Source organism: Citrobacter sp. VF227 (genome assembly GCF_052950715.1).
On the sequence record NZ_JBRFVF010000001.1, the window covers coordinates 1269114 to 1292476 of the forward strand.

Annotated in this window: 20 protein-coding genes; 2 read left to right on the top strand and 18 right to left on the bottom strand. The window is 52.9% G+C overall.

Going from position 1 to position 23363, the window contains the following annotated elements:
* Nucleotides 1-20: 20 nt before the first annotated feature.
* From nuoN to lrhA, 14 genes are all read right to left on the bottom strand, one after another.
* The gene (gene nuoN / locus ACU8YC_RS06215; RefSeq protein WP_048211072.1) at nt 21-1478 is read right to left on the bottom strand and encodes an NADH-quinone oxidoreductase subunit NuoN; all 1458 of its coding nucleotides are present in this window, start codon (nt 1476-1478) and stop codon (nt 21-23) included.
* A gap of 6 nt (nt 1479-1484) precedes the next feature.
* Nucleotides 1485-3014 (bottom strand): NADH-quinone oxidoreductase subunit M, encoded by a 1530-nt coding sequence (gene nuoM / locus ACU8YC_RS06220; protein WP_003027692.1) that lies wholly within the window; start codon nt 3012-3014, stop codon nt 1485-1487.
* 76 nt (nt 3015-3090) lie between these two features.
* Nucleotides 3091-4932 carry an NADH-quinone oxidoreductase subunit L gene (gene nuoL / locus ACU8YC_RS06225; protein ID WP_151219922.1) on the bottom strand — a complete coding sequence of 614 codons (1842 nt, stop codon included), beginning with the start codon at nt 4930-4932 and terminating at the stop codon, nt 3091-3093.
* Nucleotides 4929-5231: an NADH-quinone oxidoreductase subunit NuoK gene (gene nuoK / locus ACU8YC_RS06230; RefSeq protein ID WP_000612644.1), complete on the bottom strand. Its 303-nt coding sequence runs from the start codon at nt 5229-5231 to the stop codon at nt 4929-4931. The genes nuoL and nuoK overlap by 4 nt, the downstream gene beginning before the upstream one ends.
* Nucleotides 5228-5782: an NADH-quinone oxidoreductase subunit J gene (gene nuoJ / locus ACU8YC_RS06235; RefSeq protein WP_003028059.1), complete on the bottom strand. Its 555-nt coding sequence runs from the start codon at nt 5780-5782 to the stop codon at nt 5228-5230. The genes nuoK and nuoJ overlap by 4 nt, the downstream gene beginning before the upstream one ends.
* Nucleotides 5783-5793: 11 nt before the next feature.
* The gene (gene nuoI / locus ACU8YC_RS06240; RefSeq protein ID WP_003028062.1) at nt 5794-6336 is read right to left on the bottom strand and encodes an NADH-quinone oxidoreductase subunit NuoI; all 543 of its coding nucleotides are present in this window, start codon (nt 6334-6336) and stop codon (nt 5794-5796) included.
* A gap of 14 nt (nt 6337-6350) precedes the next feature.
* Nucleotides 6351-7328 (bottom strand): NADH-quinone oxidoreductase subunit NuoH, encoded by a 978-nt coding sequence (nuoH, locus tag ACU8YC_RS06245; RefSeq protein WP_003028063.1) that lies wholly within the window; start codon nt 7326-7328, stop codon nt 6351-6353.
* The gene (gene nuoG / locus ACU8YC_RS06250) at nt 7325-10051 is read right to left on the bottom strand and encodes an NADH-quinone oxidoreductase subunit NuoG (protein WP_151219923.1); all 2727 of its coding nucleotides are present in this window, start codon (nt 10049-10051) and stop codon (nt 7325-7327) included. The genes nuoH and nuoG overlap by 4 nt, the downstream gene beginning before the upstream one ends.
* Before the next feature lie 81 nt (nt 10052-10132).
* A complete protein-coding gene (gene nuoF / locus ACU8YC_RS06255) occupies nt 10133-11470 on the bottom strand; it encodes an NADH-quinone oxidoreductase subunit NuoF (protein ID WP_187253461.1) in 1338 nt (445 codons plus the stop codon).
* Nucleotides 11467-11967: an NADH-quinone oxidoreductase subunit NuoE gene (gene nuoE, locus ACU8YC_RS06260; RefSeq protein ID WP_003028069.1), complete on the bottom strand. Its 501-nt coding sequence runs from the start codon at nt 11965-11967 to the stop codon at nt 11467-11469. Before nuoE ends, nuoF begins: the two co-directional genes overlap by 4 nt.
* 2 nt (nt 11968-11969) lie before the next feature.
* Nucleotides 11970-13772 carry an NADH-quinone oxidoreductase subunit C/D gene (gene nuoC / locus ACU8YC_RS06265; protein WP_151219925.1) on the bottom strand — a complete coding sequence of 601 codons (1803 nt, stop codon included), beginning with the start codon at nt 13770-13772 and terminating at the stop codon, nt 11970-11972.
* An 85-nt stretch (nt 13773-13857) separates the two neighbouring features.
* Nucleotides 13858-14520 carry an NADH-quinone oxidoreductase subunit NuoB gene (nuoB, locus tag ACU8YC_RS06270; protein ID WP_003028075.1) on the bottom strand — a complete coding sequence of 221 codons (663 nt, stop codon included), beginning with the start codon at nt 14518-14520 and terminating at the stop codon, nt 13858-13860.
* A 15-nt stretch (nt 14521-14535) separates the two neighbouring features.
* On the bottom strand, nt 14536-14979 hold the full coding sequence (gene nuoA / locus ACU8YC_RS06275) for an NADH-quinone oxidoreductase subunit NuoA (protein WP_003028077.1): 444 nt from the start codon (nt 14977-14979) through the stop codon (nt 14536-14538).
* Between the two features lie 626 nt (nt 14980-15605).
* Entirely contained in the window at nt 15606-16544 is a 939-nt protein-coding gene (gene lrhA / locus ACU8YC_RS06280; RefSeq protein WP_151219927.1) for a transcriptional regulator LrhA, read from the bottom strand.
* 928 nt (nt 16545-17472) lie between these two features.
* On the opposite strand from lrhA, the gene alaA reads away from it, so the two are divergent.
* Both alaA and yfbR read left to right on the top strand, forming a co-directional pair.
* Nucleotides 17473-18690: an alanine transaminase AlaA gene (alaA, locus tag ACU8YC_RS06285; RefSeq protein WP_005129483.1), complete on the top strand. Its 1218-nt coding sequence runs from the start codon at nt 17473-17475 to the stop codon at nt 18688-18690.
* An 84-nt stretch (nt 18691-18774) separates the two neighbouring features.
* On the top strand, nt 18775-19374 hold the full coding sequence (gene yfbR, locus ACU8YC_RS06290) for a 5'-deoxynucleotidase (RefSeq protein WP_151219928.1): 600 nt from the start codon (nt 18775-18777) through the stop codon (nt 19372-19374).
* A 55-nt stretch (nt 19375-19429) separates the two neighbouring features.
* On the opposite strand, the gene ACU8YC_RS06295 is transcribed toward yfbR, so the two are convergent.
* The 4 genes from ACU8YC_RS06295 to yfbV form a co-directional block, all read right to left on the bottom strand.
* Nucleotides 19430-21262, bottom strand: coding sequence for an SLC13 family permease (locus ACU8YC_RS06295; RefSeq protein ID WP_151219929.1), 1833 nt, complete (start codon nt 21260-21262; stop codon nt 19430-19432).
* Nucleotides 21263-21339: 77 nt separating this feature from the next.
* Nucleotides 21340-22017 (bottom strand): sugar phosphatase, encoded by a 678-nt coding sequence (locus ACU8YC_RS06300; protein ID WP_151224804.1) that lies wholly within the window; start codon nt 22015-22017, stop codon nt 21340-21342.
* Nucleotides 22010-22504, bottom strand: a complete 495-nt coding sequence (locus ACU8YC_RS06305) for a YfbU family protein (RefSeq protein ID WP_003028086.1) — start codon at nt 22502-22504, stop codon at nt 22010-22012. Before ACU8YC_RS06305 ends, ACU8YC_RS06300 begins: the two co-directional genes overlap by 8 nt.
* Nucleotides 22505-22587: 83 nt before the next feature.
* Entirely contained in the window at nt 22588-23043 is a 456-nt protein-coding gene (gene yfbV, locus ACU8YC_RS06310; RefSeq protein WP_003028087.1) for a terminus macrodomain insulation protein YfbV, read from the bottom strand.
* Between the last annotated feature and the right edge of the window lie 320 nt (nt 23044-23363).

The following is a 23363-nucleotide window of genomic DNA, read 5'->3' on the forward strand; positions in this document are numbered from 1 at the left end:
TTTCGTTATTGCATGTAGCCTTACATCAGCGGAGCCGCTAACTGCACGATGCTGATCAGCGGTTGCGGGTAGATACCCAGCACCAGTACCAGCAGGGCAGAAATCAGCACCACAATACCGCCCGCGCTGTACTGCCAGTTGGATGGCGCATCGCGGTTCAACTGCTGTGGTGCGCTCAGATACAGGCTTACGGCAACGCGCAGGTAGTAGTACAAACCAATCGCGGAACCGACAACCACGGCAGCAACCAGCCACCACAGGTTAGCCTGCACACCGACCGCCAGTACGTAGAACTTACCGATAAAGCCCAGCGTCATCGGGATACCTGCCAGAGAAAGCATCATCACCGTCATCACTGCTGCGAGGATCGGACGATGCCAGAACAGGCCACGGTAGGAGAACAGAGAATCGGCATCCGGACCACGATACGGGCTGGACATCAGGCTGACCACACCGAACGCGCCGAGGCTGCTGAACAGGTAACCGGCCAGATAAACGCCAACGGCTTCCATCGACATCTCGCCGCTCTGCAGGGCAATCAGCGCCACTAACAGATAACCGAGGTGAGAGATAGAAGAGTAACCAAGCAGACGTTTGATATTGGTCTGACTCAGCGCCATCAGGTTACCAAAGATGATGGAAGCAAAGGCAATCACGCCCAGAACGATACGTACCGCTTCGCTATCACCGACCGGTGCGTACAGGAACAAACGCATTACCACGCCGAAGATAGCGATTTTGCTCGCCGTCGCCAGGAAGGTGGAAACCGGAGCCGGAGCTCCCTGGTAGACGTCTGGCGTCCACAGATGGAACGGAACCAGCGAAAGTTTGAAACCGAGGCCAACAATCATCAGACCGAAGCCCGCCAGCAGCAGCGGTTCGCTCAGCATGCCATCGCCGAGGCTCTTACCGAGCGCGACAAACGACAGATTGCCAGACTGCGCGTACACCAGCGCCATACCGAACAACAGGAAGGAAGAGGCTGCGGCAGACAGAATGGTGTATTTGATACTGGCTTCCAGCGAACGTTTCTGACGGAACGCATAGCCAACCAGACCAAACAGCGGCAGAGAAATAAGCTCAATACCAAGGAACAGCGCCGCCAGATGGTTAGCGTTAGCCAGCAGAATACCGCCGAGCGCCGCAATCAGTACCAGCAGGTAGAACTCTTCCCGGTTGTCGTCGTAGCCTTCCAGCCACGGGTAAGCGAAGGTACAGGTGGCAAGACTCGCCAACAGCACCAACCCGGTGTAGAGCATGGCGAAACCGTCAACCCGCATCAGCGGGGTGACGTCCATGGCGCCCGCCTGGCCAACAAACCAGAGCGAAACCAGCGCGGCGTTAAGCCCAATGACCGATAACGTGGCATTGAGGAAGTGATTGCGTCGCCACGCAATGGAGAGCATCACAACCACCACCGTCAAGCCGACGATCAGCAGCGGTAGCAGCGCAATCAGGTGTTGTGGAGTTATTGTCATGGCGATTTACGGCCTTGTAGTAGTAACGGAATTAACAAACCACTGCTGGATGTTGCTCATCGCAGAATGCGAGGTATCCAGAATCGGCTGCGGATAGAAGCCAAGCAGTACCAGAAGCACGACCAGCAACAGGATGATAAACAGCTCACGCAGCGACATCCCTGGCAGTTCAACACTGGCAATCTGGCTCTTCGCCTTACCGAAGTAAGCGCGATGCAGCATCGCCAGCGAGTAAACGGAGGCAAACACCAGACCAAAGGTTGAGATCACGGTAATAACCGGAACCACCTGGTAGCTGCCGAAAAGAATCATAAATTCGCCAACGAAGTTACCTGTACCCGGCATACCCAGCGTACACACTGCGAAGAACATTGACAGCGCAGGCAACCATTTCATTTTGCCCCACAGGCCGCCCATCATACGCATATCACGCGTGTGCAGACGTTCGTACAGCTGACCACACAGGATGAACAGGCCGGCTGCGGACAGACCGTGCGCAATCATCTGAATAACCGCACCCTGGTACGCCAGCTGGCTGCCGGTGTAGATAGCAATCAGCACGAAGCCCATGTGCGATACGGAAGTGTAGGCAATCAGACGTTTGATATCGTACTGATTAAAGGCCATCCACGCGCCGTAGAAGATACCGATAACGCCCAGCCACATGGCGATAGGCGCAAACTCCGCCGACGCGTTCGGGAACAGCGGCAGAGAGAAGCGCAGCAAACCGTAGGCCGCGGTTTTCAGCAGAATCCCCGCCAGGTCAACAGAACCTGCGGTCGGTGCCTGGGAGTGCGCATCCGGCAACCAACCGTGCAACGGAACTACCGGCATTTTCACCGCGAAGGCGATGAAGAAGCCCAGCATCAACAGATATTCCACGCCGTGGGACATCGGGGTGTTCAGCAGCTCTTCATAGTTGAAGGTCCATACGCCGGTCGCTTTGTAGTGCACAAACACCAGCGCCAGGATGGCAATCAACATCACCAGACCACTCGCCTGGGTATAAATGAAGAACTTGGTCGCCGCCGTGATACGCGTTTTACCGTCAGAGGCTTTATGCCCCCACAGCGCGATCAGGAAGTACATCGGCACCAACATCATTTCCCAGAAGAAGAAGAACAGGAACATGTCGATGGCAAGGAATACGCCGATTACGCCGCCTAAGATCCACATCAGGTTCAGGTGGAAGAAGCCCTGATATTTTTCGATTTCATTCCAGGAGCAAAGTACCGCCAGAACACCGAGCAGACCGGTTAGCACCACCATCAGCAACGACAAACCGTCGATAGCAAGATGAATAGAGATGCCAAAACGTGGGATCCACGGCAGGACGAACTCAGACTGCCACTGCGGAATGCCAGCGGATTGCGTCAGTGAATAGCCGCCCTGCAACCACAGTTGCAGGCCAAGCGCCAGCGTCAGTCCCATGGTAATCAGCGCGATCCAGCGCGGCACCTTCACGCCAAAGCGTTCGGTCTGCCAGCACAGGAAGCCACCGATAAAGGGAATCAATATTAGCCAGGGTAGTAACATGGCGATTTTTATTCCTTTTTAAGGCCCCTAACAGAGGCCTGATTTTCAACGAATTTGGATAAAATTCACTTTACGATCAACGCAGTACCATCAACAGTGCCAGCACAACAACGGCGCCGATGCTCATTGATGCCACATACCAACGCAGATAGCCGTTCTCGCTGAGCAGCAGGCCTTTACCTGCAAAGCGAGACAGGATCGCCGGAATGTTCATCATTGAGTTCAGCGGATCGCGTTTCAGCAACCATGCCACGCCAAGGAACGGCTTGACGAACACTTTGTCGTACAGCCAGTCGAAGCCCCAGGCGTTATACCACCAGGTACCCAGCAAACGGCCCGGCGCACTGTTGGCAATCGACGTCACCAGCGTACGTTTACCCAGCCACAGCCATGCTGCGATCAGGATGCCCGCAATCGCGACGATACCGGAGGTAATTTCCAGCGTCATAACGCGCCCATGCTCAAGCTCGGTCGTCGCAGGCAGTACACCATGAAGCGGCGGCACAATCAGCGCGCCAACGAAGGTGGACAGGATCATCAGCACAATCAGCGGCAGATGATGGGTAATCCCCTTCCCGGCGTGAGCGTGAATTTGTTCTTTTCCGTGGAACACGATGAAAATCATACGGAAGGTATACAGAGAGGTCATGAACGCACCGACCAGACCTGCCACCATCAGATTGATATGACCGTTCGCCATCGCACCGGCCAGAATCTCATCCTTACTAAAGAAGCCTGCGGTAATCAGCGGTAGAGCCGAAAGCGCCGCGCCACCGACCAGGAAGCAGGCGTACACCAGCGGAATAGACTTACGCAGGCCGCCCATCTTGAAGATGTTCTGTTCGTGGTGGCAGGCCAGAATAACCGAGCCGGATGCCAGGAACAGCAGCGCTTTAAAGAAGGCGTGCGTCATCAGGTGGAAAATCGCCGCATCCCATGCCTGAACCCCAAGCGCCAGGAACATGTAGCCAATCTGGCTCATGGTGGAGTAAGCGAGAACGCGTTTGATGTCGGTCTGTACCAGCGCAGCAAAACCCGCCAGCACCAGCGTGATAGCACCGATAATCCCCACCAGATGCAGGATTTCCGGGGTCATCAGGAACAGGCCGTGCGTACGTGCAATCAGGTAGACACCAGCGGTAACCATCGTTGCGGCGTGGATCAGCGCGGAGACAGGCGTTGGACCCGCCATCGCGTCGGCCAGCCATGTTTGCAACGGCAGCTGCGCAGATTTACCGACCGCACCGCCCAGCAGCATCAGGGTCGCCCACATCAGCATGTTGTTGCCGTCTGCAAAGTGCGCAGGTGCCAGCTCCACCATCTCGCGGAAGTTAAGCGTACCCAGCTCGTTGTAGAGAATGAACAGCGCGAAGGCGAGGAACACGTCACCGACACGGGTCACCACGAAGGCTTTCATAGCCGCTGCGCCATTCTTCGGATCGGAGTAATAGAAACCGATCAGTAAGTAAGAGCACAGGCCCACACCTTCCCAGCCCAGGTACATCAGCAGCAGGTTATCCGCCAGTACCAGTACCACCATGCTGGCGATAAACAGGTTGGTGTAGGCGAAGAAACGGGAGTACCCCTCTTCCCCGCGCATATACCAGGAGGCGAACATGTGGATCAGGAAGCCGACGCCGGTTACCACCGAAAGCATGGTCAGCGACAGACCGTCCAGCACCAGGTTAAAACCGATGTTGAAATCACCGACCGACATCCACGTCCACAGCGGCTGGCTGTAGGCCTGCTGGCCATTAGCAAAGAAATCAACGCCAACAAACGCAGTGACCAGCGCCGCCAGGCCAATCGACCCAACGCCCACAGTCGCGGAGAGATTTTCTGACCAACGACCGCGAGAGAACGCCAGTAATACAAAGCCAATAAATGGCAGAATAATGGTTAAGGCAAGCATGTTCATCCACGCATCTCACTTACTGAATCAATGTTCAGGTTCTGGCGACGGCGATGAAGTTGCAGCAACAGCGCAAGTCCAATGCTCGCTTCCGCAGCCGCAAGGCTGATGGCGAGAATGTACATCACCTGACCATCGGTCTGGCCCCAGTAGCTTCCGGCGACCACAAAGGCCAGCGCGGAGGCGTTAATCATGATTTCCAACCCGATCAGCATAAACAGCAGATTGCGGCGGATAACCAGACCGGTCAAACCCAGGACGAATAAAATCGCAGCGAGGATCAGTCCATGTTGTAAGGGGATCATGCGTGCTCCTCCGTTTTTCTTTTCGCGCGGTCATCAGTGCGATTGCTCAGCACTTCACCTGAACGCTCTTCGCGCCCCACGTGGAAGGCCACAACCAGACCCGCCAGCAGCAGCATCGAAGCCAGTTCGACCGCCAGTACATACGGTCCGAACAGGGAAATCCCGACTGCCTTCGCGCTAATTGGCGTCCCGTCGATGCCCTGATCGTTAACGCCCAGAATGGCGTAAACAATGACCACCAGCATGATGGCCGACAGAATCGCTGGTCCAATCCACACTTGAGGTTTCAGCCACTGGCGTTCCTGTTCAATTTCAGAACCACCGAGGTTGAGCATCATTACCACGAATACGAACAGCACCATGATGGCGCCCGCGTAGACGATAATTTCCAACGCACCCGCGAAGTAAGCGCCTAACGAGAAGAACACCCCAGAAATCGCCAGCAGCGAAATAATCAGATACAGCAGTGCGTGTACCGGATTGGTGTGGGTGATCACCCGCAAGGTTGCGAGAATGGCTATCAGGCCACAGATATAAAAAGCGAACTCCATTGCCCCTCTCCTTACGGTAACAGGCTCTTGACGTCGATAGGCTTGGCTTCGTTCTCAGCTTCGCCCTTATCTTTGCCGTCGATTGCCATACCTGCCATCCGGTAGAAGTTATATTCCGGGTATTTGCCCGGACCGGAGATCAGCAGATCCTCTTTCTCGTAAACCAGGTCCTGGCGCTTGTACTCACCCAGCTCGAAATCTGGAGTCAGCTGAATAGCCGTTGTCGGACAGGCTTCTTCACACAGGCCGCAGAATATGCAGCGTGAGAAGTTAATGCGGAAAAACTCCGGATACCAGCGGCCATCTTTGGTCTCTGCTTTTTGCAAAGAAATACAGCCTACCGGACACGCTACCGCACACAGGTTACAGGCAACGCAACGCTCTTCACCGTCTGGGTCACGGGTCAGAACGATACGGCCACGGAAACGGGGCGGTAGATAGACCGGCTCTTCCGGGTACATCTGCGTTTCGCGTTTCGCGAACGCATGCAGGCCGATCATCCAGATACTGCGTACCTGGGTGCCGAAACCTACGAACAATTCTTTTAAGGTCATGGTCTTTGTGTCCCTTATTGCGCCTGCCAGAGAATGACAGCCGCCGTTACCAGCAAGTTGACGAGCGTCAGCGGCAGACAAACTTTCCAGCCGAAGGACATTACCTGGTCATAACGAGGACGCGGTAACGACGCACGAATCAAAATGAACATCATCATGAAGAACGCGGTTTTCAGCGCGAACCAGACGAATGGCGGTAAGAACGGGCCATGCCAGCCACCGAAGAACAGGGTAACCATCAACGCAGAAATGGTGACAATACCGATGTACTCACCCACGAAGAACAGACCGAATTTCATACCGGAATATTCAATGTGGTAACCATCTGCCAGTTCCTGCTCGGCTTCTGGCTGGTCAAACGGGTGACGGTGACACACCGCCACACCCGCGATGGCAAAGGTGACAAAACCAAAGAACTGCGGAATTACGTTCCAGATATCAGCCTGGTTGTTGACAATGTCGGTCATGTTAAATGAACCGGCCTGTGCCACCACGCCCATCAGGGAAAGTCCGAGAAACACTTCGTAGCTCAGCGTCTGCGCAGACGCACGCATCGCACCGAGCAGCGAGTATTTGTTGTTGCTCGACCAACCGGCGAACAGCACCGCGTATACCGCGAGGCCTGCCATCATCAGGAAGAACAGGATCCCGATGTTCAGGTCGGCAACCACCCAGTTCGGACTCACCGGCACAATGGCGAAGGCCAGCAGCAGCGAAGTGAAAGCGATCATCGGAGCCAGGGTAAAGATGACGCGATCCGAGAATTTCGGGATCCAGTCTTCTTTAAAGAACATCTTGATCATGTCCGCAACCAGCTGGAGCGAACCACCCCAGCCAACACGGTTCGGTCCGTAACGGTTCTGGAACAGACCCAGCAGACGACGTTCGCCAAAGCTCATGAATGCCCCGCAGGTGACCACCACCAGCAGGATCACCACAGCTTTGAGAATGCTCAGCAGGATCTCAATCAGATCGGGTGTAATCCAACTCATTGTTGTGCCTCCTGCAGATCCTCAAGACGCGCACCTGCCAGAACTGGTGCGATGCCCGGCATACCCATCGGCAAACCAACCTGCCCTGCCGTTAATCCTTCAGCGATTTCAACCGGCAGCGTGACCGTAATACCATCGTAGCTGAAAGAAACGCGCGTACCGGCATTGACACCTAACTTCGCGGCATCTGCCGGGTTGAGTTTAATGTACGGCTGCGGCATACGGGTCTGGAAGACCGGCGCACGCTGGGACATTTCGTCACTACCAAACAGGTGATAGTAAGGCGCGATACGCCACTGACCTTCCTGAGCCTGGAAGCTCGCCGGAACGGTCGTGAAATAATCCATACTCCCCGCGGAAGCTTCGATCAGACGCACACCCGGATCGCCATGGCGCAGTTTACCGCCCACTTCATCCTGGAACTTGTTCCACGCCTGTGGGGAGTTCCAGCCTGGAGCCCAGGCAAACGGAATTTGTGAACGCGGCGCAGACGGCTGGTTGTTCCCTTCCATAGAGAAAGCGAACATGGTGTCTTTGTCCTGCGGCTGACGCGGTTCGTGTACGCTGATGTTGGCGCGCATTGCGGTACGCCCACTGTAGCGGTGCGGTTCACGCGCCAGTTTCTGTCCACGGATACGGAAGCTTGCGTCCGGTGCGGCATCTTTAATACCCGCCAGTTGCGGCAACTTCTCAACGACCGCGTCGATAACATGGTCGAGCTGCGTCCAGTCCACTTCACGGCTCTGCACGGTGCTGTGCAGCGAGTGCAGCCAGCGCCAGCTTTCCAGCATTACGGTGTTGCTGTCGTAGTAGGATGGGTCATAAACCTGGAAGAAGCGCTGGGCGCGGCCTTCGTTGTTAATCACCGTACCATCGCTTTCGGCGAAGCTTGCGGCGGAAAGCACCAGATGGGCGTTTTCCATAATCGCGGTGCGCTGATGGTCAACAACCAGTACCAGCGGCGCTTTCGCCAGCGCGGCATCAACGCGGGCGGCTGAAGCATGGCGATGCAGGTCATTTTCCAGCACCACAACGGCGTCAGCGCGACCTGTTTCCAGCTCGGTCAGCGCATCGTCAAGAGAACCCCCCCCCATCATGCCGAGGCCCATGCTGTTAACCGAGCGAGCAATCATGGTGATGCCGACGTCTGCGCCACGGCCTTTCAGCGCCTTCGCCACGTTGGCTGCAGCCTGAATCACTTCGGCGCTACCTGCGTTGGTACCGGAAATAATCAGTGGTTTCTTCGCCCCGGCCAATGCCTGAACGATAACGTCAATTTTGTTCTGCAGGTCACGGTCGATACCGTCAACCGCCGGAGCGTTGTTATCCAGCGCGTGGGCGATAGCGAAACCTAAACGCGCCTGATCTTCAACCGGCGCACGGTAGGTCCATGCCGCGATGTCATCCAGACGGGTGTTATCGACGTTGGTAACGAACAGCGGGTGCTTGGCGCGCTGGCCGATGTTAAGGATGGCCGCGATCTGCCAGTCAGCCACTTTTTGTGCCGCCGCCATTTCGCGAGCTTTCCCTTTCACCGCCTGACGCACCGCCAGCGCAACGCGCGCACCAGTCTGGGTCACATCTTCACCCAGCACCAGGACTGCATCGTAAGACTCGATTTCGCGCAGTGCCGGCGTATGAATGCCGCCGTCACGCAGCACGCTCAGTGCCAGTTGCAGACGCTCCAGCTCACCCTGAGCAATACCGGTATAGAAGTTATCCGCACCGACCAGCTCACGCAGCGCGAAGTTACTCTCAACGCTGGCGCGCGGAGAGCCGATACCGATCACTTTCTTCGACTGACGCAGAATGTCAGCCGCGCCCTGCATCGCCTGTTCGGCGTTGAGGGTGATCAGGTCATCGCCACGGCGCTGTACTGGCTGACGCGGACGGTCTTTCAGGTTCACGTAACCATAACCGAAACGACCACGGTCACAGAGGAAGTAGTGGTTAACGGTACCGTTGTAGCGGTTTTCGATACGGCGCAGTTCGCCATAACGCTCACCCGGGCTGGTGTTACAACCAATGGAACACTGCTGGCAGATGCTCGGCGCAAACTGCATATCCCATTTACGGTTATAACGCTCGGAGTGCGTTTTGTCGGTAAACACGCCGGTCGGGCAAATTTCTACCAGGTTACCGGAGAATTCGCTTTCAAGCGTACCGTCTTCCGGACGACCAAAGTAGACGTTGTCATGTGCGCCATACACGCCCAGATCCGTGCCATCAGCATAATCTTTGTAGTAACGCACGCAGCGATAGCAGGCGATGCAGCGGTTCATTTCGTGAGAGATGAACGGCCCCAAATCCTGGTTGCGGTGTGTACGCTTCGTGAAGCGGTAACGACGGAAGCTATGACCAGTCATGACGGTCATATCCTGAAGGTGGCAATTACCGCCCTCTTCGCAGACCGGGCAGTCGTGCGGGTGGTTGGTCATCAACCACTCGACGACGCTTTCGCGAAACTGCTTCGCTTCTTCGTCATCAATTGAAATAAAGGTGCCTTCGGTGGCAGGTGTCATACAAGACATCACCAGGCGACCACGCGTATCTTCCGCGTTCTGATATTGCTTCACCGCACACTGGCGGCAAGCACCGACGCTTCCCAGCGCCGGGTGCCAGCAAAAGTACGGAATATCAAGGCCAAGAGATAGACAAGCTTCCAGCAGGTTGTCCGCTCCGTTGACCTCATATTCTTTGCCGTCTACATGAATCGTAGCCATAGTCAGCATGCTTCCAGTTGGCTTAGTCAGAGACTAAGCGTTAATCGAATTACTTATCGCGATGCAGGGGTAAGCCTGTAATCACCAGCGCTCTTTCAGCAGGTTCGGCTGAATACCACCAATAGCGTGGGTATTGCTGAAGGTCTGCTTGATGCCAGCTTCGAATTCTTCGCGGAAATATTTAATGGCGCTCTGTAGCGGTTCCACCGCCCCCGGTGCGTGTGCACAGAAGGTTTTACCCGGGCCGAGGAAACGACACAGTTGCTCAAGTGTCTCGATATCCCCAGGCTGGCCTTCGCCACGCTCCAGCGCGCGCAGAATTTTCACACTCCACGGCAGACCATCACGGCACGGCGTACACCAGCCACAGGACTCGCGGGCAAAGAACTCTTCCAGGTTACGCACCAGCCCAACCATACCAATCTCGTGGTCGACGGCCATCGCCAGCGCAGTACCCAGACGGCTACCCGCTTTACCGATGCTTTCGAATTCCATCGGCAGGTCGAGGTGTGCTTCAGTCAGGAAGTCAGTCCCCGCACCGCCAGGCTGCCAGGCTTTGAACTTCAGGCCATCGCGCATACCGCCCGCGTAATCTTCGAGGATCTCACGCGCGGTAGTGCCGAACGGCAGCTCCCACAGTCCCGGATTCTTCACGCGACCAGAGAAGCCCATCAGCTTGGTGCCAGCATCTTTGCTCTTCGAAATGTTCTGGTACCACTCCACGCCGTTTGCGAGGATAGCCGGTACGTTACACAGGGTTTCGACGTTGTTAACGCAGGTCGGTTTACCCCATGCACCAGAGCTTGCCGGGAACGGCGGCTTGGAACGCGGGTTAGCACGACGACCTTCGAGGGAGTTAATCAGCGCGGTTTCTTCACCACAGATGTAACGCCCTGCCCCGGTGTGCACAAACAGTTCGAAATCGAAGCCAGTGCCCATAATGTTTTTGCCAAGCAGACCGGCTTCGGTCGCTTCAGCAATCGCGCGGCGCAGATGCACGGCCGCTTCGATATATTCCCCGCGCAGGAAGATGTAACCGCGGTACGCTTTCAGCGCAAACGCGGAGATCAGCATGCCTTCCACCAGCAAGTGCGGTAGCTGTTCCATCAACAGGCGGTCTTTATAGGTGCCCGGCTCCATTTCATCGGCGTTACACAGCAGGTAACGGATGTTCATGGATTCGTCTTTCGGCATCAGGCTCCACTTCAGACCGGTGGAAAAGCCCGCGCCGCCACGCCCTTTCAGGCCAGCGTCTTTTACCTGATTAACGATTTCATCCGGTGACAGCCCGGTCAGGGCTTTACGCGCACCTTCGTAGCCATTTTTGCTACGGTATTCGTCCAGCCATACCGGCTGTTTGTCATCACGCAGACGCCAGGTCAGCGGATGCGTTTCGGGAGTACGGATAATGTTTTTCATTTATACCGCTCCAGCAGTTCGGGAATGCCTTCCGGGGTCAGGTGAGCATGAGTATCTTCATCGATCATCATGTTCGGCCCCTTGTCGCAGTTCCCCAGGCAACAGGTTGGCAGCAGCGTAAAACGACCGTCAAAGGTCGTCTGCCCCGGCTTGATGTTGAGTTTTTTCTCAAGCGCAGCCTGGATCCCCTGGTAACCATTGATATGGCACACGACGCTGTCGCAATAGCGGATCACGTGGCGACCGACCGGCTGGCGGAAGATCTGGCTGTAGAACGTGGCAACACCTTCTACGTCGCTGGCCGGGATACCCAGCACATCAGCGATCGCATAGATCGCCCCATCCGGCACCCAGCCACGCTGCTTCTGAACGATTTTCAGCGCTTCAATGGACGCCGCACGCGGGTCTTCGTAGTGGTGCTTCTCGTGCTCAATCGCTTCACGCTCAGCCGCACTCAGCTCAAAAGCCTCGGTTTGTGGTTGTTGATTCTCGTGCATAATTAGCGGTCCACATCTGACATAACAAAATCGATACTACCCAGATGGACGATCAGGTCGGACACCAGGCTGCCACGTACCGCTACCGGGATCTGCTGCAGGTGCGCATAGCTCGGGGTACGGATACGGGTACGATAACTCATGGTGCTGCCATCGCTGGTCAGGTAGTAACTGTTGATACCCTTGGTCGCTTCCACCATCTGGAAGGACTCGTTTGCCGGCATAACCGGTCCCCACGAAACCTGCAGGAAGTGGGTGATCAGGGTTTCGATATGTTGCAGCGTGCGCTCTTTCGGCGGCGGCGTGGTCAGCGGATGATCCGCTTTAAACGGGCCTTCCGGCATGTTGTTGAGGCACTGCTCAAGGATGCGCAGACTCTGGCGGAGCTCTTCAACTTTCAGCATCACGCGGGTATAGCAGTCGGACACGCCGCCGCCAACCGGAACTTCAAAGTCAAAGTTCTCATAACCAGAGTACGGACGTGATTTACGCACGTCGAAATCAATACCAGTCGCACGCAGCGCAGCACCGGTACAACCCCAGTCCAGCGCTTCTTTTTTACCGTATGCGGCAACACCCTGAGAACGGCCTTTCAGGATGGTGTTGCGCAGTGCGGCTTTCTCGTAAGAATCCAGACGTTTTGGCATCCAGTCGAGGAAGTCACGCAGCAGTTTGTCCCACCCGCGCGGCAGATCGTGTGCTACGCCACCGATACGGAACCAGGCTGGGTGCATACGGAAACCGGTGATCGCTTCCACTACGTCGTAGATTTTCTGACGGTCGGTAAAGGCGAAGAATACCGGAGTCATTGCGCCGACGTCCTGAATGAACGTGGAGATGTACAGCAGGTGGCTGTTTATGCGGAACAGTTCGGAAAGCATAACGCGAATAACGTTCACGCGATCCGGTACGGTAATGCCAGCCAGTTTCTCAACCGCCAGCACGTACGGCATTTCGTTAACGCAGCCGCCGAGGTACTCAATACGGTCGGTGTACGGGATGTAACTGTGCCAGGACTGACGTTCGCCCATCTTTTCAGCACCACGGTGGTGGTAGCCGATGTCAGGTACGCAGTCGACGATTTCTTCGCCATCAAGCTGCAGCACAATACGGAACGCACCGTGAGAAGACGGGTGGTTAGGACCGAGGTTGAGGAACATGAAGTCCTCGTTTTCGGTGCTACGCTTCATGCCCCAGTCTTCTGGTTTGAAGGTCAGCGCTTCCATTTCCAGATCCTGTTTGGCTTTAGTCAGCTCAAACGGATCGAATTCGGTCGCACGCGCCGGGTAGTCTTTACGCAGCGGATGACCTTCCCAGGTATGTGGCATCAGCAGACGCGTCAGGTGCGGGTGACCTTCGATGTCGATGCCAAACATTTCCCAGGTTTCACGCTCATACCAGTTGGCATTCGGAAATAGTTTGGTGAAAGTCGGTACGCGCAGATCGTTTTCAGACAAAGCCACCTTGAGCATGATATCGCGATTGCGTTCAATGGAGATCAGGTGATAGAAAACAGAAAAATCCGCGGCGGGTAACCCTTCGCGGTGCGTACGCAGACGCTCGTCCATGCCGTGTAAGTCAAACAGCATGACGTAAGGTTTCGGCAGTCTCTTTAAGAAATCGCCAACTTCCAGTAATTGTTCACGCTTGACCCAAACAACGGGTACCCCGGTGCGAGTCGCCTGAACGGTAAAGGCATCCGGCCCAAAACGGTTGCGCAGTTCGCCAATGACCGGGTCATCAAGGTGATCCCGTGTTTGCCATACGGCGTCTTGCGCGGTTAAGTCGGTCATATTGTTCACCATTGCAAATGGTCCGTGGTGGTCGGCAGTGCTTCGCGCTATTTATGTAGTGGTAAGCGAAGGAAGTGCTGCTGCCGACAGGCGCAAATTAAATCTCGTCTGGTGTACGAAGATTCGTTACAGCAATACGTTCGCCGCGTTTACGCTCGCGTTCTGACTGCATATTGGCGCGATAAACGCCCTGATCGCCAACCACCCAAGAGAGCGGGCGGCGTTCTTTGCCAATGGAATCTTGCAACAGCATCAGAGCCTGCATATACGCTTCCGGGCGCGGCGGGCATCCCGGGATGTACACATCGACCGGAATGAATTTATCAACGCCCTGCACCACAGAATAGATGTCGTACATACCGCCAGAGTTAGCGCAGGCGCCCATGGAAATAACCCATTTAGGTTCCAGCATCTGATCATAGAGACGCTGAATTACTGGCGCCATTTTGGTAAAGCAGGTTCCGGCTACGACCATCAGGTCAGCCTGACGCGGCGATGCACGCAAAACTTCAGCACCAAAACGGGCCACATCGTGCACGGCGGTAAACGAGGTCACCATCTCAACGTAGCAGCAGGAAAGGCCAAAGTTATATGGCCAAATTGAGTTTTTACGGCCCCAGTTAACCATGTCATGCAGCTTGCCCATGAACACGTTTTTGTTAACTTCCTGCTCCAGGGGGTCGGTTACGATCTCCTGTTTTTGCAGGGGGTAACGGTCGTTCTCACCGTTAGGATCTATGCGGGTGAGCGTATAATCCATCTTAATGCCTCGCGGTTAGCGTTGACGATTAGCGATACTGTTCGTTTCCGGGTTCATACGCTCGCGGCGTGAACGCGCGGGCGTCCAGTCCAGCGCGCCAATACGCACCAGATAAACCAGACCTGCCAGTAACACAAAAATAAAAATTGCAGCTTCCACAAAGCCAATCCAGCCGCTTTCACGGATAGAAGTTGACCATGCGAACAGATACAGCGCTTCAACGTCGAAGATAACGAAGAACATGGCTACCAGATAAAACTTGGCAGACAGGCGCAAGCGGGCGGTGCCGACCGAGTCGATACCTGATTCAAACGGCACGTTTTTAGATCTCGCGCGCGCGCGACCACCTAAAAACCAGCCGCCGACGAGCATCAGGCAGCACAGGCCAATGGCAACAATAAGAAAGATAGCGAATGCCCAGTGATGAGCGATGATTTCAGTGGATGTTGACATACTCATTGCTTACTCATCAAAAGTAGCGCCAAATTCTCTGCTCTTTTCGGCAGATGAACGCCACATCGATTCATGGGGAGGAATAAAAAAAACCTTACAATCACTGTGAAAAATCATTTTAGACAGCTAATTGATAGGGTTTTTTACTCCTTTCTATAACCTTTTGTCAACTTTAACAAAAGTTTCCTCACATTATTTTACACTACTCCAACTTCATTAACATAAAGTGCTCTTTAGACCCATTTCGATCGTATCATCGGTCATTTTTAATGTTGTTGAATCGTGTCCGTAGTGAAGTAAAAAAATGATACCCGTCTATTTTGACAGGAATTCACACAGATGCCTCCCCCTAAATGGGAGTATTTTCTTGATCTGTGACACGCTTTTGTTAATTCACCATAAAAAACAGCAACAATTTCTCTAGTTTTTTAACATGGAAACAATTAGTAACGCGGTTGTTTATTTTTCACCCTCCCATCAGACTGTTTCTTTACTCGCTGATTTTGTTAAGTTTTAGTATAGCAAATGACCTAAATCGGCAATATTTGCATATAAAAAGAGCCACTGGATGTTTTTTCATCATCAGTGGCTCTTTTTCACACTTACATTTTAAACTGTTTTTTTGTGACGCGTTACTCAAAGTCGCCTTCAACAATCATCGAGTCATCTCCCCCTTCAGGGGTAAACTGATTGTATTGCCAAGGATTTTGATATGTTTGCATCGATTTAAAAATAACGTCTGCTAACTCATTTTGCACGCTCGGGTCGCTGCATAACAGATACTCAGTGTCAGGCAATGGCGGTAATCCGTCCGCTACACCCAGTACACGTAGATCCGGACTCATCATTTCAACAGGCCGCGCAGTAACACCGAGCCCTGCTTTTACCGCCGCACGAACTGCAGGCAACGTAGAAGCAACATAAGCCAAACGCCACGGGATCTGCGCAGCATTCAATGTTGCCAACACGATATCGCGAAACGGGCTCGGATCGTCAAGCAAAACCAACGGTACCGGCTCACCTTTTTGCAGGATATATTCAGCTGCGCAGTACCAGTGCGTCGGGGAGGTGCGTAGATTCAGGCACTCAAAATCTCCTGGACGATTGGTGGTCACCACCAGGTCCACTTCCTGCGACTTCAGCATATCCACCATATAAGCGTTACGTTTGACTCTCACATCAAGCGCAAGCTTCGGATAAACCGAACTTATACGGTTAAGCAGAAAAGGCAGTATGGTATCGGCGGATTCATCAGAAGCACCGATAGTTAACACTCCCTGAAGATTGTTAAACATTAATGATGAGCATGCCTCATCATTAAAACGCAGTATTTTTCTGGCGTAACCCAATAGCTGGATACCATGTTCAGTCAGCAATTTGTTGCGTCCATGGCGCGCGAACAACTCTTTCCCCACGAGCTGTTCAAGACGCTGCATTTGCTGACTCACCGCAGACTGAGTTCGACATACCGCAGCTGCCGCAGCCGCGAAGGTATTCAGATCGGCAACAGCAACAAAGGTTCTCAGCAGATCGAGGTCGAGGTTAATGATCGGACGATTTGCATTTATCATAGTTTTTCACTTACTCGCGGGTCATACCGGGTTAATGCTGTGCATTTAGAATCAAACAACTCCATTTGTAATGTGCCTCCCTTGCGGTTTCGCTTAGTGTAACCAAGTGAAAATAAGGATGTATTTGGTTAAACAAACGAAACAATGCTCTTTCTGAGCTATTTTAATACCCGTGATATTCATTCGGAATATAGCAACGAGAAAGAATCGTATTTTTAGCTGCCGGATGATTCAGGCTAATGGGAAACATGTAAATTTTGTAAATATAAAAAATGGTTAACGAACAATAATTTACACATTAAAAACAAATTTTTCAGTATGTTAGAAACAACCAACAAACATTTGAATTATCTTAAAAATCTTACTACACACCATTTGATGGGAGTTATCTTAACCTAAAACCACTATATTTATAAGTGTTATCGCGAATAATTCCGGGCAAATTGGTGCCATGTCAGAACAGCGGTTTTCGTATTATTATCCCATTCAATTTGATACTGTTTAAATATTAAATAATAATTAATTAAGAACCTCTCAATTCATTAATTATGCTTAACAATGAGTTCACACCGCATCACGTCGGGATCACACCGATAACAGAATTCTGAGACAAAACCTCAGTATTTTCGAATTACGTCAGACAGTTTAGATATCGACTACCTATTGTTTTACAGCATCAACTTTTTTTGACCAGACAAACGACCACACCATCACCACCAAAGCAAAACATAAAACCATAACAACAACAAAATACAGATTATCACTCCGTAATAACTTCATTATTTAGTCGTTAAAAGTTAATTACACCCCCGATGCTTTTCAAAATCTTCTCCTGGAGACCCTTCAAAACTTACCGGTGTGGGAGTACATTGTGCTGGCTGACTTCCACGGCAGGGAGTGGCATTCACAGCTAAAAAGGTCAACGTTCATGTCCCCCATTGAAAAATCCAGCAAATTAGAAAACGTCTGTTATGACATTCGCGGCCCGGTTCTGAAGGAAGCAAAGCGTCTGGAAGAAGAAGGTAATAAAGTTCTGAAACTGAACATCGGCAACCCCGCACCATTCGGGTTTGAAGCGCCAGATGAAATTCTGGTGGATGTGATCCGCAATTTGCCAACTGCGCAAGGGTATTGCGATTCAAAAGGCCTTTATTCTGCCCGCAAAGCGATCATGCAGCATTACCAGGCTCGTGGGATGCGTGATGTCACCGTGGAAGATATTTATATCGGTAACGGCGTTTCTGAATTGATTGTGCAGGCCATGCAGGCTCTGTTGAACAGTGGGGACGAAATGCTGGTTCCTGCTCCTGATTATCCGCTGTGGACGGCGGCGGTATCGCTCTCCGGCGGTAATGCCGTACACTATCTGTGTGACGAATCGTCAGATTGGTTCCCGGATCTGGATGATATCCGCGCCAAAATTACGCCGCGTACACGTGGGATCGTCATAATCAACCCAAACAACCCAACCGGTGCTGTTTATTCTAAAGAGCTGCTGATGGAGATTGTTGAGATTGCTCGCCAGAACAACCTCATCATCTTTGCAGATGAGATTTACGACAAAATTCTCTACGACGACGCAGAACATCACTCCATCGCCGCTATGGCTCCGGACCTGCTGACCATCACCTTCAACGGTCTGTCAAAAACCTACCGCGTTGCGGGGTTCCGTCAGGGCTGGATGGTGCTTAACGGACCGAAGAAACATGCCAAAGGCTATATCGAAGGCCTTGAAATGCTGGCTTCAATGCGTCTGTGTGCCAACGTCCCTGCGCAACATGCCATTCAGACCGCGCTGGGAGGATACCAGAGCATCAGCGAATTTATTATGCCTGGCGGTCGTCTGTATGAACAACGCAACCGTGCCTGGGAACTGCTCAATGACATTCCCGGCGTCTCCTGTGTGAAACCGCGCGGTGCGCTGTATATGTTCCCAAAAATCGACGCTAAGCGCTTCAATATTCATGACGACCAGAAGATGGTGCTGGACTTCCTGTTACAGGAAAAAGTACTGCTGGTTCAGGGGACGGCGTTCAACTGGCCGTGGCCGGATCATTTCCGTATCGTCACACTGCCGCGTATTGACGATATTGAGATGTCGCTGAGTAAATTTGAGCGTTTCTTGTCAGGATATCACCAGCTGTAATAACAGAGAGTGCTACCGAGATTTGCATCCGGTAGCACTCTCTGCGCAAAATACCTTTACTGAAGTCACTGAGTAAGGGTCGTTATGAAGCAGAGCCATTTTTTTGCCCACCTCTCCCGTCTGAAGCTCATTAACCGCTGGCCGCTAATGCGCAATGTGCGCACCGAAAACGTGTCTGAACACAGCCTGCAAGTTGCCATGGTTGCTCATGCGCTGGCCGCGATCAAAAACCGCAAATTTGGTGGTCAGGTTAATGCTGAGCGTATTGCCCTGCTGGCGATGTATCACGATGCATCAGAGGTGCTGACCGGCGATCTCCCTACCCCGGTGAAATATTTCAACTCGCAGATTGCTCAGGAATATAAAGCGATAGAGAAAATTGCCCAGCAAAAGCTGGTCGATATGGTTCCCGATGAGCTGCGCGATATTTTTGCCCCGTTAATTGACGAACACGCATACAGCGAAGATGAAAAATCGATCGTCAAGCAGGCTGACGCCCTGTGCGCATACCTGAAGTGTCTGGAAGAACTCTCCGCCGGTAACAACGAATTTCTGCTGGCCAAAACACGGCTGGAAAAAACGCTGGAGTCGCGACGCAGTGAGGAGATGGACTACTTTATGGATGTATTTGTCCCGAGTTTTCATCTTTCATTAGATGAAATCAGCCAGGATTCACCATTGTAAGTTTGGGGCGACGTTGCCTTATCCGGCCTACACAGGCAACGTCGCCGGGGAAGCATTAAAACGGAAACAGCATCGGGATCATCACCACACACACCGCCATTACAATGATGGTAAACGGTACGCCGATCTTCACGAAGTCGCTAAAGCTGTAGTTGCCCGGTCCCAGCACGAGCGTGTTAACCGGTGAAGACACCGGCGTCATAAAGGCTGCGGAAGCTGCCATCGCAATCGCCATCGCGAAAGGATATGGTGAAACCCCCATCGACTTCGCCGCCGCTAACGCAATCGGCGCCATCAACACCGCGGTCGCGGTATTGGAGATAAATAACCCGATGGTTGCACACAGCACGAACAGGCAGCCCAGCATCATGTATGGGCCATATCCACCGCCGACATCCATCAGGCCTTTCACTACCAAATCGACGCCGCCGGTTTTTTGTAAAGCCAGCGCGAAAGGCATCATCCCGACGATCAAAATAATACTTGGCCAGTGAATCGCCTTGTAGGCACTTTCGGCATCGATACAGCGAAATTTCCCCATCAGCAGACAAGCAATGATCGCAGCAACCGTATTGGGAATTTCATCAGTGAGCATCAGAGCGACCATCAGCACCAGGCAGAAAATCGCATGCGGCGCCTGGCTGTGCGCCGGAGAAGCTTCACTGACTTCCGCGGGCATATTCAGCACCACAAAATCGCGCCCTTTTTGGCCCAGAAGAGTAATGAGTTTCCAGTTGCCCACCACTAATATGATGTCGCCCATTAGCAGCGGCTCATCCACCACCGCGCCGGCCAATGCAGCACCATCACGTTTCAGCCCAACGACATTCAGGCCGTAACGTGTACGAAAAGCAATTTCTCGTACCGTTTTGCCAATCAATTCCGATTCAGGGATCAGCGAAATTTCTGCCATTCCCACATCAAGCGCCTGCTCGGAGAAGTATTCACCGCGCAGCACCATCGGCTCCAAAAACTGTTCACTGCAAAATTCACGCAAGTCGACATCGGCCGCAGACATATCAATCAGCAATACGTCACGGGCGCGAAACTCAGAAACCCCGTTTACGTCAACGATCACACGACGAAAACGCCGCCAGCGTTCAACGCCAATCACGTTTGCCCCGTAGCGCTCACGCAGCTTCAGGTCGTCCAGACGCTGGCCGATCATCGGAGAACCTGGGCGAATCGCCAGGCGACGCGCGCGCCCGGTCAGGCGATATTCTTTAATCAGATCGCGAAACGTCCGACGCTTCCAGCCGTCTCCCGACGGCCCGGAATCTTCCCCCTTGAGCATAAAGCGCATCAGCAGCATATAAATTATGCCGAGTACCAGAACAACCAGCCCCAGTGGGGTAACGCTAAAAAAACTGAAACCGTTGAGTCCTTCACGTAACAGTTCACTGTTTACGACCAGGTTGGGTGGCGTCGCCACCAGCGTCATCATGCCGCTTATTAATCCGGCAAAGCTCAGCGGCATCATCAGGCGTGAAGGGGAAATTTCCATGCGCATGGAAACGCTTAACACCACCGGAATAAAGATGGCGACTACGCCGGTGGAGCTCATAAATGCTCCAAGCCCGGCAACGGTAATCATCAACAACACCAGCATTTTGACTTCGCTGCTGCCGGCCACCTTCACCAGCCAGGCTCCCATTACCGTCGCCACCCCGGTACGCACCAGGCCGTCGCCGATAATGAATAAAGCCGCTATCAAAATAACGTTAGGATCGCTGAATCCGGAAAAAGCTTCTGTGATGCTCAATGTTCCACTCAGAACAAAGGCAATAATGACCAGCAAAGCGATCGCGTCCATACGCACTCTGCCAGTTGCAAACAAAACGACGGCAATCGCCAGCAATGAGAGAACCCATATCAATTCACCGTTCACAACATATCCTTGTTAAATGAGAGGGATGAGTCGATTCTGCCATAAAAAAGCCCCAACAATCTGGGGCTAAATCATGATCAGGTATTTCTTACAACGACCACATTTCCGTTAGGTTGTTTGGTCACAGAAATATGTTCCAGACTGGTCAGAGAAAAATCGACCTCATCCAGACGCGGCGTGTCCGCAGGCGCATTGACCGCGATCACATGACACCCAGCCGTCAGTCCTGAAAGCACCCCGGCGGGCGCATCTTCCACTACCGCGCACTCCTGCGGCGCAAGCCCCAGAAGCTGTGCGCCTAACAGATAAGCGTCTGGCTCTGGTTTCCCTCTTTTTACCCGTTCGGCGGTGACAAACACTTCAGGCGCAGGAAGCCCCGCGACACGATGGCGCGCTCGTGCGACTGGCATAGAACCGGAGGTCACAATCGCCCATGGAATACCCGCTTTATTGAGGTGATTGAGCAACTCAACCGCCCCCGGCAGCGCGGTGATCCCAGCGGTTTCTGTCGCTTCGATCTGCTCCAAGCGGGTGAACTCCGCAGCGATCTCTGCCTCAGATTTGCCCACCATAAAGTGTCGCAGAGAGGTAATGGCCTGCTTGCCATGAATAAAACCGAGCACTTCAGCATGATCGAGGCCAAAACGATCAGCCCAATTGCACCACGCGCGTTCTACTGCGGGTAAGGAATCGACCAGCGTTCCATCCAGATCAAACAGAAAACCTTTGCACTGCACGCTCGCCCCCTCAGGCATTAATGATTTGGTTAATTTCATTCGCGCTCAAATGATACTGGCGCGGGCAAGAGTGCCAGACGTTCAACATACGCTGATATTTTTCCCACATCGGGGTCTGAGCGTTGAAGCCATGCGTCCCCGCATCAAAGTGGGTATAGCGACCTTCCACATTCACCATAAAGCGAACGTATCCGAGAAAACGGGCTTCCGTTGCGGCGTCAAAACCGAGGAAGGTCACGCGGCGCTCATCAATGGCCTGTGCATCCTTAAGATTAGTCCAGGACACATGTAATGCGTGATACATCTCCATAATATCGATAATCGTACGACAGGTTTCTTCCGTCAGCTCACCAAACTCACGATCCAGCTCGCGCATCTGCAAGCCGTAACCGCGTTCAATAATCGTCTGCAAACGACGATAACGCTCGGCGTTAGTGGGATCGAGCATAGTCATCATTTTGTACTGATTAGACAAAATCAGACGTTGAGCGTTGGTCATTTCCATTTGGGACTCCTGTATCACTACTACTGCGATGAAAAAAAAGAAGGCATCTTGTGCCTTCTTTTATATGCGTAATCAGGGGTCAATTACAAATCATCGAGGAAAGTTTTATCCAGTTGTTTGAAGGCGCGCTTAAGCGTGTCAGCCAGCGCCTGATAATCAGGCTTTCCTTCGACCGGAGAGAGCGCCTGCCCGGCTTCCTGCAATTTACCCCGAACTTCGTAGAACCAGTTGAGTATTGAAGGCGGCAGCGGCGTCACGGAACGTTTACCCAGCCACCACATGCCCTGCATCGGCAGGCTAAGCGCAAACAGCGCGGTCGCAACGGCCGGTCCCAACTGCCCCCCTAGCGCAATTTGCCAGCATAAGGTGAAGACGGCGATAGGCGGCATAAAACGGATTGCGTAACGCGTCATACGGATCACGCGGTTCTCTACAAACACGGGCGCGAGGCGCTTTTCCATTGGCCACGTCTTTGCGTAGTGCTGCCCCCGGCGAAACAAGCTAAAAAAATTGACGGAACGATTATCCGGTGTCGACATGGCGGTTACCTCAACTTCACATATAAAAATTAAAAAATTTGTGCAAAACAACAACTGCAATGGACATCGTTCAAAACATTTTGTCTTTGATACCCACATTCAGGTATCCTGTGCCGGCTTGTAGGCCATTAGTCCAAAATCATTGAGTCGTCAAATTGACACATAGTATGCCATTGGCTGAAAAATACGCAAAATGACATAGACTCAAAGGTATTTATTCCATCGTGCCCAAAAAGACTATGGCGCATGATGTTAATCATAAACGTCGGTGTCATCATGCGCTACGCTCTATGACTCCCTGACGTTTTTTTAGCCACGTA